At 70.0% G+C, this 10,522-nt stretch carries 8 protein-coding genes; all 8 read left to right on the top strand.

The features are described from left to right. A partial coding sequence (locus tag ON26_RS27490) for an AMP-binding protein (protein WP_157172032.1) occupies positions 1–1,162 on the top strand: 1,162 nt, incomplete at its 5' end. Continuing rightward, a complete protein-coding gene (locus tag ON26_RS27485; protein WP_040800578.1) occupies positions 1,159–2,547 on the top strand; it encodes a cytochrome P450 in 1,389 nt (462 codons plus the stop codon). The genes ON26_RS27490 and ON26_RS27485, both read left to right, overlap by 4 nt. Positions 2,548–2,579: 32 nt before the next feature. Beyond that, entirely contained in the window at positions 2,580–5,393 is a 2,814-nt protein-coding gene (locus tag ON26_RS27480) for a PEP/pyruvate-binding domain-containing protein (RefSeq protein ID WP_169333789.1), read from the top strand. Then, complete coding sequence (locus ON26_RS27475; RefSeq protein ID WP_051027726.1) at positions 5,390–6,691, top strand: aminotransferase class I/II-fold pyridoxal phosphate-dependent enzyme; 1,302 nt, start codon at positions 5,390–5,392, stop codon at positions 6,689–6,691. Before ON26_RS27480 ends, ON26_RS27475 begins: the two co-directional genes overlap by 4 nt. Positions 6,692–6,702: 11 nt before the next feature. Continuing rightward, positions 6,703–8,094 carry a nucleotidyltransferase domain-containing protein gene (locus ON26_RS27470; RefSeq protein ID WP_040800570.1) on the top strand — a complete coding sequence of 464 codons (1,392 nt, stop codon included), beginning with the start codon at positions 6,703–6,705 and terminating at the stop codon, positions 8,092–8,094. Next, positions 8,091–8,831 carry an HAD family hydrolase gene (locus ON26_RS31880; protein WP_083884399.1) on the top strand — a complete coding sequence of 247 codons (741 nt, stop codon included), beginning with the start codon at positions 8,091–8,093 and terminating at the stop codon, positions 8,829–8,831. The genes ON26_RS27470 and ON26_RS31880 overlap by 4 nt, the downstream gene beginning before the upstream one ends. Beyond that, positions 8,816–9,772 carry a diacylglycerol/lipid kinase family protein gene (locus ON26_RS27460; RefSeq protein ID WP_040800567.1) on the top strand — a complete coding sequence of 319 codons (957 nt, stop codon included), beginning with the start codon at positions 8,816–8,818 and terminating at the stop codon, positions 9,770–9,772. The genes ON26_RS31880 and ON26_RS27460 overlap by 16 nt, the downstream gene beginning before the upstream one ends. Then, positions 9,769–10,522, top strand: a 754-nt coding sequence (locus ON26_RS27455) for an SDR family NAD(P)-dependent oxidoreductase (RefSeq protein ID WP_051027722.1), incomplete at its 3' end; no start/stop codon positions are given. The genes ON26_RS27460 and ON26_RS27455, both read left to right, overlap by 4 nt.

The following is a 10,522-nucleotide window of genomic DNA, read 5'->3' as shown; positions in this document are numbered from 1 at the left end:
GCGGATCACCCACGCGAACCTGGCCGCCAATTGCGTGCAGATCGGCCGGGCCGCGTCCATGCGCCCGGGTGAGACCTGGGTCGGCTGGCTGCCGTTGCATCACGACATGGGGCTGATCGGCGGCTTCCTCAACCCGATGTACCAGGGCACCGACGCCGTGCTCATGCCGCCGAACCGGTTCCTGCGCAGGCCGGCCGACTGGTTGCGCGCGGTGCACACCTATCGCGGGGCGTTCACGGCCGCACCCAATTTCGCCTACGGCTACACCGCCGCCCGCGTCACCGACGAGGAACTCGCTGGCCTCGACCTGTCCAGCTGGCGGTTCCTGTTCTGCGGCGCGGAGCCGATCCACCCGCCGACGGTGCAGCGGTTCGTCGACCGCTTCCGCGCCCACGGCCTGCCCGCCGACGCGCTGGTGCCCTGCTACGGCATGGCCGAGGCCTCCCTCGCGGTCACGGTCTCGCGCCCGCACTCGCCGGTGGCCTACGACTCGATCTCGCGGCACGCGCTCACCGTGGACGGCATCGCCGTCGACGTGCCCGCCGACGATCCCGATGCCCTGCAGATCGCCGACTGTGGCGAGCCGGTCGCCGGCACCGAGGTGCGGATCGTCGATACGGACGGCGCGCTGTGCGGCGACGACGTCGCCGGGCGCATCCAGTTCCGCGGCCCGTCGACCACGCCGGGCTACTACCGGCTGCCCGAGGTCACGGCGCAGGCACGCGACGGGGACTGGTGGGACACCGGCGATATCGGCTATCTGCGCGCGGGCAGGCTCCGGATCACGGGCAGGCAGAAGGATCTGATCATCATCCGCGGGGCCAATCATCCGCCCACCGATTTCGAGATCGCCGCCGAGTCCGTGCCCGGCGTGCGCCCCGGCGGAGTGGCCGCGGTCGGCAGTCCCGATGCGCAGGGCGGTTCCGAGGAACTCCACCTGGTCGTCGAATCCGCGCTCCCGGACAGCGAATACGAGCCCCTGCGCCGCGCGGTGCGGGTCGCGGTCAGCAAGCGCACCGGCATCCTGCCCGCCGAGGTGGTGGTCGTACCCCCGCGCAGCATCCCCAAGACCACCAGCGGCAAGGTGCAGCGCGCGCTCACCCGGCAGTTGTTCGTCGAACCGGTGGTGCGCGAACTCGCCGAGACCGGGGGCGCGGCATGACGGCCGGGCGCGTCCTCGCCGGGCCCGCGTCACGCCATCCGCTCGGCGCCTATCCCGCCTACCGCACCGATCCGCTCACCCTGTTCTACGAGCAGGCCGTGGCCCACGGCGGCAGTGTGCGCCTGCGCCTGGTCCACCAGCAGCTGCATCTGCTCGTGGAGCCGGAACACATCAACCGGGTACTGGTCACCAATGCCGCGGCCTACGCGAAGGGCATCAGCTATCAGAGCCTGAACCATCTGCTCGGTCCCGGCCTGCTGACCAGCGGCGGCGAACTCTGGAAACGGCAGCGCGCCTTGATCAAACCCGCTTTCGCCCGCAGGCATGTCGACACCGAGATCCCGCTCATGCTGGCATGCGGGGAGCGCATGCTCGACCGCCTCGACGCGTATGCCGCGACCGGCGCCGCCTTCGATGTGGTCCCCGAGGTGATGGGATTCGCCGCCGACGTGGTGTGCCGCGCGGTGATGGGCGCCGACATCGACGGCATCCTGCCGCAGATCGAGGACGATGTGCGCGAGGGCGTGGCGTGGGTCATGCGGCACATGGCCGCCCCGATCCAGGTGCCGCCGTCGGTGCCGACCCCGGCGAATCGCCGTCTGCACGCCGTCATCGCGCGCCTGCACCGTGTGGTGGCCGAGGTCATCGCCGGACATCGGGATACCGGTGCGGGCCATGGTCATTCACTGCTGAGCAGGCTGCTGGCCGCTCGCGACGACGCGGGCCACGCGATGGACGACCGACAGCTGCGCCACGAGGTGCTGACCTTCCTGCTGGCCGGACACGAGACCACCGGCGGCGCGCTGGCGTGGACGATCTACGAACTCGGGCGCAACCCGGCGGTCCTCGCCCGGGTCCGGACCGAGATCGACACGGCGCTGTCGAACGGCGATCTCGCCTCGGCGCTGCCATCGCTCGAGCTCACCGGCCGCGCGATCGACGAGACCATGCGGTTGCATCCGCCGGCCTGGGCGTTCAGCCGCACCGCGTTGCAGGCCGACAGTTTCGACCGGTTCGATCTCGAACCCGGCGCGATCGTCGTGATCAGCCCGTTCGTGAACCACCGCTTCCCGGATTTCTGGTCCTCCCCGCTCACCTTCGACCCCGACCGGTTCACCAAGGAACGCACCCGGCAGCGCCCGCCCTTCCACTACTTTCCCTTCGGCTGGGGCGCGCACCTGTGCGTCGGACAGCACATGGCGACCACGGAAGTCCGGGTCGGCCTGGCGATGCTGCTCGCCCGCTACGACATCGAACTCGTCAACGGGCTGCGCGTGCGGGAGAACCCGGAGATCTCCAACACCCCCGACCCGGTGCTGGTGCGGCTGACCCGGCGCGAACCCGTCGCGCCCGGCGCCGCCGTCCTGGCCGAGGCCGCGCGATGACCCCCGCACGCGACACCACGGGAGGTACCACCATGAACGCGACCGATGCCGTCGTGCGCGCCGATGCCCTGGCCTCGCAACCCCCGCGGCCGGACCGGTACGGCGCGAAGGCGGCCAATCTCGGCGCACTGCTCGCGGCCGGATATCGCGTCCCGGCGTTCGCGGTGGTGACCACCTCGGCCTGCGCGGACATCCTCTCCCCCGTCGCCGAGGACATCGACCAGGCGATCGCCGCCCTCGACCACACCGATCCCGGGTCGCTGCGCGCGGTCTCGGCCGCCGTCCGCCACCTGATCCGCGGGCTCGCGCTACCCGAACCGATCGCGGCCGAACTCGCCGCCGCCGTAGCAACTCTGGCGGGCGCGCCGGTGCGGGCGACCGGTCGGCCCGCCGACCACGCACCGGAAGCAGCGGGGATGCCGCGCAGCTCGGTCTCAGCGCACGGTGATGCTGCCGACGCCACGATCCGGCTGGCGGTGCGCTCGTCGGTGAGCGGCGAGGATTCGGCAACCGATTCCTTTGCCGGGCAACTGGATACCGTGCTCAACGTAGCGCCCCGGGATGTGCCGGGCGCCCTGCTCGACGTCCTCGCCTCGGCCTACTCCGAGCGCTCGCTGTTCTACCGTGCCCATCGCGGACTCGACAACGCCGGTGTGGACTGTGCTGTGCTCGTGCAGGTGCTCGTCGACAGCGCCGTCTCGGGCGTTGTCTTCAGCTGCAATCCGCAGACCGGTGACCCGGCCGAATCGGTGGTCTCGGCCGCGCTGGGACTCGGCGAGGGCGTCGTCGCGGGCACCGTCGAATGCGACACCTATTTCGTCGACAACGCCTCCCGCGCGATCGTCTCCCGCGTCGTGGCCGACAAACACAGCAAGGTCGAGACCGACGCCGATGCCGGCACCGCTGTGGTGGCGATCGAGGGCGGCGACAGCACCCCCGCGCTCACCGACGAACAGATCGGCGAACTGGTCGACATCGCCGCCGCGCTCGCCGAACGGCTGGGGGCGCCGCAGGATGTGGAATGGACCTACGACAGTGCGGGTGTCCTGCACCTGTTGCAGGCCAGGCAGGTCACCGCCACCGGCGCCCGCGAGACGATCTTCGACAATGTCAATGTCGCCGAGTCCTATCCGGGGCTGTCGAGCCCGCTGACCTTCTCGATCCTGCGCGCCGCCTACGAGCAGGTCTTCCGCGCCTGTCACCGGGATTTCGGCGCGACCGGCCGGATCGTGGCACGCAACAGCGCGAGCCTGTACCCCTATCTCGTCGGCACCGCACACGGGCGGATCTACTACAACATCAGCAACTGGTACCGGCTGTTCCTGCAGATCCCCGGCATGGAGTTCGCCATCGAGGGCTGGGAAGCCGCCCTGAACATCGAGAACCGCTACCGCAGGCCCGCCGCCCCGAAACGCGGCCTGGCGAAGGCCCGCATGTACGCGCTGCGGGCCCGGGTGATCGCGGTCATCGCGGTCGGCTGGCTGCGCCTGCCACGCAGACTGCGCGCGTTCTTCGACGAACTCGCCGCCTTCACCCTCGATCTGGACCATCGCCTCGCGCCGGAGACCCCGGGCCGGGAGCGCGATCCGGAGGCGCTGGTGCAGTGGATGGAAAGGCTTCTCGGACAGCTCGTTCCGGCGTACTCGGTGCAGATCTTCAACGACTTCCTGGCCCAGCAGCTGTTCCATGTCGTCGGCCTGCTGCTGGAGCGCACGGGACTCGGCGAACACGAGGCCGTCACGCTGCGCAACGAACTGTTCTGCGGCGAGGAGGGCGTCGACAGCGTCGATCCGGTGCGCTCCGCGCTGGCACTCACCGCGACCATCCGCGCCGACGACGCGCTACGCGCGCTCTTCGAGGGGCCGCTCGACACCGACAGCGTCTGGAAGACGTTGTCGCAGTCGGAGTTCGGGCGGTTCCACGACGACTGCCTGCGTCATATCGCGCTGTTCGGCGACCGCACCGTGGACGAACTCAAGCTCGAGACCGACCCGCTCGGCGAACATCCCGAACGTCTGGTGCCCATGCTGCGCAACTATCTGCGCGGTGGCCAGAACATCGACGACATGGCGGCGCGGGAGAAACGCATCCGCCGCGAGGCCGAGGAGACCGCCAGGGCACTGTTCCGTGACAGCCGGACCGAGCGACTCGCGTTCCGGCTCGTCCTCGGCCGCGCCCGCGAACACGTCAAACAGCGCGAGAACATGCGGCTCGGTCGCAGCCGCTCCTTCGGACTGGTCAAACGCGTGGTCCGAGAGTTCGGCAAGCACATGCACGACGCGGGCCTGATCGCCGAGCCGCGCGACATCTTCTGGCTGACCTACGAGGAGATCACCGCGCTCATCCGGGGCACCGCCGTCGACACCGATGTGGCCCGTACGGTCGCCACCCGCAAGGCCGACTACGACCGTTGGCGCGAGACCCCGATGCCCTCGCGCATCGTCACCACCGGCATCGCCGCCGCGGGCATCGCCGATCCCGCCGTCGACACGCCCACGGCCGTCGACAGCACGGCAACCGTCCTGCGCGGCATCGGCTGCGCTCCCGGCCGGGTAGAAGCGCCCGCGCTGGTACTCGGCACGCCCGATCCCGACGTGGCTGTCGACGGTCAGATCCTCGTCGCCTCCACCACCGACCCCGGCTGGGTCTTCCTGATGGTGGCGGCGGGCGGGCTGGTCAGCGAGAAGGGCAGTGTGCTCTCCCACACCGCCATCATCGGCCGCGAACTCGGCATCCCCACCGTCGTCGGCGTTCCCGGCGTCACCCAGCGGATCTCCACCGGCGACCGGCTCGCTCTCGACGGCCGGGCGGGCACCGCGACGATCGTGCACGAGGACACCCCATGACCGCATCCACCGCCCCCGCCGGACACGGCGAGAACTTCAGCCTCGAGCACTATCTCGACGCCTCGGCACACACCTTCCAGCAACGCTTCGACGATTTCCGGCCCTTCGTCACCAACGGCAGGGCCACCGGCTTCGTGTTGCGCGAGATCACCGGGCCCGCGGGCCCGGTGGTGCGGGTGCGCGATCCCGAGGGAAGCGAGATCCGCGAGCTGATCATGTTCGGCTCCAACAACTATCTCGGTCTGGCCGACGAACCGGAGATCATCGAGGCCGCCGTGGCGGCGACGCGCGAGTTCGGCGTCGGCTGCGGCGGGCCGCCGCTGCTCAACGGCACCACCTCGCTGCACATGCGCCTCGAGGAGCGGCTCGCCGAATCCAAGGGCTGCGAATCCGCCCTGCTGTTCTCCTCCGGCTATGCCGCGAACGTCGGCTGGGTGACCGGACTGCTGCGCGGCGGCGACATCCTGATCTACGACGAGCAGAGCCACGCCAGCCTCTACGACGGCATCCAGCTGGGCCGGGTGCGCTCGATGGCGTTCGACCACAACGACATGCGCCACCTCCGGCACCGGCTGATGCAGGTGCGCTGGCGCAATCCCGGCGCCAATATCGTGGTCGCGGTCGAGGGCGTGTACTCGATGGACGGCGATATCGCGCCGCTGCCGCAGATCCGGGATCTGTGCGATTCCTTCGGGGCGTGGCTGGCCATCGACGACGCGCACGGCACCGGCGTGCTGGGCGAACACGGCCACGGCACCGCCGAGCATTTCGGCCTGCCCGACGGCGCGGTCGAACTGTCCATGGGCACCTTCTCCAAGGTGTTCGCCACCACCGGGGGATTCGTCGCCGGCTCCCGTGACGTGGTCGACACCCTGCGCTTCTTCGCCCGATCGCACATGTTCTCCGCCTCGCTCTCGCCCGCCGTGGTGGCCTCGGTGCTGGCCTCGCTGGACTTCATCGACGCGCACCCCGAGCGGGTGGGCCGATTGCACGACAACACCGCCTATTTCGCCGGCGAGCTGCGCAGGCTCGGCTTCGCCGTCGATCCGCAGACCGCCATCATTCCGATCCTGGTGCCCGCGCGGCTGGCCGTCGGCGATGTGGTGTCGGCGCTGCACCGGGAGGGCGTCTTCGTCAACGGCGTCGAATTCCCGGCGGTCCCCCGTGAGCAGCAGCGACTGCGCGTGTCGATGATGGCCACCCATACCCGCGAGCACCTGGACTTCGCCCTCGAACGCATCGCCGCGGTCGCCCGGCGATTCGGATTCCACCCGGGACAGGAAGGCAGCCGACCATGAGGACACCCGCGATGACCGGGATCGCCGCGGGCGCTTCGGCGGCGGAACGCACGCTGGTGCTCGCCTCGCTGGCGGCGCCGAGCGCGAACGAACGCGCCGATCTCGTTGACTCGGCCAAGGAAGTCACCGACTGGGCCGGGTTCCTCGATCTCGCACGGCTCAACGCCACCGTGCCGCTGGTGCAGCGCAGGCTGGCGGCCGAGGGCTTGTTCGACCTCGTGCCCGCTCCCGTGCGCACCGGATTCGGCGAGGTGACCGATCGCATCGCCGAGGTCAACGACAAACGGCTCGCCGCCGCGCTGGAACTGCTGCGCCGTTTCGACGAGCGCGGCGTGCGGTGCGTGGTGCTCAAGGGCATGCTGTTCTCGACCGAGATCTACCACGATCCGCGCTACAAGCGGATGAACGATCTGGACATCCTGATCGAGGTGGATCAGGTCGAGACCGCCATCGAGATCTACCGGGAACTAGGCCTTTTCGCGACCTCCGAGCTGCTCGGCAAAGCGCCCGAGGTACGCACGCGCCGCTCCCACCACCTGCCCTCCTTCGTCTCCCGCGACGGCGCGCTGGTGGTCGGCACGCACTGGGGACTCATCACGCCGCTGGCGCCCTACACCATCGACTACGACGCCATCTGGTCTCGCGTCCGGCAGATCGACTTCTACGGCGTGCCGGCATGGGCGATGGCGCACGAGGACAATCTGCACCACCTCGGCGTGCACCTGCCCTACTACAAGACCGGCGTCCGCGAACTCGGCGACATCTGGAATCTCGCCCGCCACGCCACCGACCTCGATTACGAACTGCTCATGCACGAGATGCGCACAGCCGGTTCGGAGCCGCTGATGTTCCACGCGCTGTCGCTGGCGCACCGTCTGGTGCCGGTCCCGCCATTCGCGGCGATCATCGAGGCCGCCCGGCCGCGTGCGGGGCGTTTCACCCGCTACGACACCGCCCGCAAGATCGCCGACATCCACACCTTGCTGCGCAGCCGCTCCACCCACACCTCGCGGATCGAGAAGGCCTACACCGAGTTCAACATGACCACCCTCGCCCACGAGAAGCGCGAGAGTTTCACCAGGCTCTGGTCGGGCTTGCTGCTGGTGCCGAGCGCCGAAGCGCAGCGCATGAGTTCGCTGCGCGCACCGTCGGCGCTGCCCGCCCTCGGTGCGCGGCTGGCCGCTCCCTACCGGCTGACCAGGGTATTCCAACGCGACCTCGGGAAGTGGTTGTTCCCGGCCGCGCTGGCGAAGACCGTCGTCGACCTCGCCGCCGCCTACACGAGCGAAGCGGCCCGCCGCACCGGCCGAGGCGGGCCGGCGCGACCCGGAATCGAGGAGTACGCCGCGCGCCTCGGCCTGACCCGCCAGGACCTGCAAGCCGTCATGGACAGCCAGGAATGAGCGCGGCGCCGTCGGGCCGAACGGTGCTGTGGGATCTGGACGGCACCCTGGTCGGCGTGCGGAGCCGAGCCGTCAAGGCCCTCATGCCGCTGCTCGCCGCCCGGTCGTTCCGCGCGACGACTCCACCGCACCGCTTCCTGCGCGATCTGCCCGGTGTGCTGCGCGCGGTCCGCGCCAACGACACCGACAAGACCAACACCGCGTATATGGTGGCGCTGCTCGCCGAACGTTTCGAAGTCACCCCCGAGGTCGCCGAACAGCGTCTGCGACGCCTGGCCGATGTCGAATTCCCGCGTCTTCGAGCCTGTTTCCCGCCACTGCCGATTGCGGTGGACACCGTGCGAGCACTGCGCGCCGCGGGCGACACCCAGGTGATCGCGACCAACCCGCTGTGGCCGTCGAGTACCGCGACCGCACGGCTGCGATGGGGCGGACACGATCCGGCCGCCTTCGCCTTCGTCACCAGCGGCGAGACCATGCACCGCGCCAAGCCGCGCGTGGAGTTCTATCACGAACTGCTGGAACGGCTTTCGTCGCGTCCGGGCACGTGCGTGATGATCGGCAACGACGCCGCCAACGACGCACCCGCCGCGCTCGCGGGCATCCCGGTCTTCCTGCTGGGCGCGCGGCACGACATCCCCGCGGCGTGCGCGCGGACCGGCAGGGTCACCACGGGCAATTGGCCCCGGCTGCGGGAGTGGCTGGGTATCGAGGAGAAGTCATGCACGTCGTCCTGAATCCGCGATCCAACGCCGGCACCGCGCTGCGGCGCTGGGAGCCCGTGGAACGCGCACTGCGGCAACGCTATCCGGAGATGACCGTGGAGATCCCCGACGATGCCGAGCGGGCCGCCGAACTCGTGCGCAAACATGTCGACAACCGAAGTGGTTCCGGGGCAACCGAAGTCGTCGTCGCGGCGGGCGGCGACGGCATGGTCAATCTGGTCCTCAACGCCGTCATGGACCCCGAGACCGACCGGCCCCGTGGCGGCGCGAGCACTGTCGTGCTCGGCGCCGTCGGCCTGGGCAGTTCCAACGACTTCCACAAACCGGTGCGGGAGGGGTCGAGGATCGTCGAGGTTCCGGTCAGAGTGGACGCCGCCCGCGCCGAAGCCGTCGACGTGGGAAAGGCCACCATGCTCCTGCCCGACGGCACCCGCGCAGTCCGGTATTTCCTGCTCAACGCCAGTATGGGCCTGGTGGCGGCGGGCAACGATTCGTTCAACCACGCCACCGGCGCGATGGCCTGGCTCAAGGCCGAGAACGTCGAAGCCGCCATCGTGGCGACCGCGCTGAGCAATATCGCCACCCACCGTCCGATGCGCATCGAGGTGCGTGGCAGCGACTGGGAACATGTCGGCCCGATCACCAATATCGGCGTGCTCAAGAGCGTGCACTTCGCGGGCGGCATGTACTACGACACCCCGGTCACCCGCGCCGACGGCGCCTTCGACGTCAATATCTGGGCGCCCTCGGGACGACTGCGCATCCTCGGCCTGATCGCCGGCCTCTACCGCGGCCGCTTCTCCGCCTCCCCGCTGGCGATCTGCCACCGCGACCGCATCGTCGACCTGCGCCCGGATCAGCCCGTCCCCTTGGAGTTGGACGGCGAGATCACCGTCGTGAAATCGGCGCGTCTCGAGGTGCTGCCCGGCGTGCTGAAGGTGGCCGCCGCGTGAGCGGGGTCGTCCTCGTCACCGGGGTCGCGACCGGTATGGGCGCGGCCACCGTGGACCGGCTGACCGCCGCCGGCTACACCGTCGAAGGCTGCGACGTGATCCCCGGCGACGGATACGCCACCGTCGACGTCCGCGACACCGAGGCCGTCGACACCTGGGTGAAGCAGGTGACCGCCCGGCACGGCCGCATCGACGCCGTCGTCACCTTCGCCGCCTGCGGCCTCGTCGGCGCGATCGAGGAGACCCATCCTCTCGAGGCGGCTGCCCTCTTCGACACCAACGTGATCGGCACCCACCGCGTCGTCCGCGCGGCCCTGCCCGCCATGCGCGCACGCGGCAGCGGCCGGGTTGTCGTGGTCAGCTCCGGCGCCGCCGCCATCGCCGAGCCCTACGGCGGCTGGTACTCGGTCACCAAGGCCGCCATCGAACGACTCGGCGAATCGCTGCGCCTGGAACTCGCGCAGTTCGGCGTCTCGGTGTCCATCCTGGCGCCCGGCTGGACCGTCACCCCGATCATCGAGTCCTCCCCCCGGGTCGGCGAGCCCATTGCCGCCTACGACCACGATCGCGACGCCGTCCTCGAGCGGGTCCGCGGCTATCTCGCGCGCGGCCAGCATGCCTCCGACGTGGCCGAGAAGGTCCTCGTCATCCTGTCCGCGGCCCGGCCACGACGGATCTACCTCTGCGGCCGCGATGTGCGAACCTCCTTCTGGACCCGTCGCCTGCTGCCGGATGGGCTCTACCAGCGCC

This window comes from Nocardia higoensis NBRC 100133 (assembly GCF_000308595.1).
GTDB lineage: Bacteria > Actinomycetota > Actinomycetes > Mycobacteriales > Mycobacteriaceae > Nocardia > Nocardia higoensis.
This window is presented reverse-complemented; position numbering and strand designations above follow the sequence as displayed.

What these genes read in the sequence shown, in the direction of transcription:
- ON26_RS27485 (WP_040800578.1), top strand. Translation starts at nt 1,159, where the DNA reads ATGACGGCCGGGCGCGTCCTCGCCGGGCCCGCGTCACGCCATCCGCTC.
- ON26_RS27480 (WP_169333789.1), top strand. Translation starts at nt 2,580, where the DNA reads ATGAACGCGACCGATGCCGTCGTGCGCGCCGATGCCCTGGCCTCGCAA.
- ON26_RS27475 (WP_051027726.1), top strand. Translation starts at nt 5,390, where the DNA reads ATGACCGCATCCACCGCCCCCGCCGGACACGGCGAGAACTTCAGCCTC.
- ON26_RS27470 (WP_040800570.1), top strand. Translation starts at nt 6,703, where the DNA reads ATGACCGGGATCGCCGCGGGCGCTTCGGCGGCGGAACGCACGCTGGTG.
- ON26_RS31880 (WP_083884399.1), top strand. Translation starts at nt 8,091, where the DNA reads ATGAGCGCGGCGCCGTCGGGCCGAACGGTGCTGTGGGATCTGGACGGC.
- ON26_RS27460 (WP_040800567.1), top strand. Translation starts at nt 8,816, where the DNA reads ATGCACGTCGTCCTGAATCCGCGATCCAACGCCGGCACCGCGCTGCGG.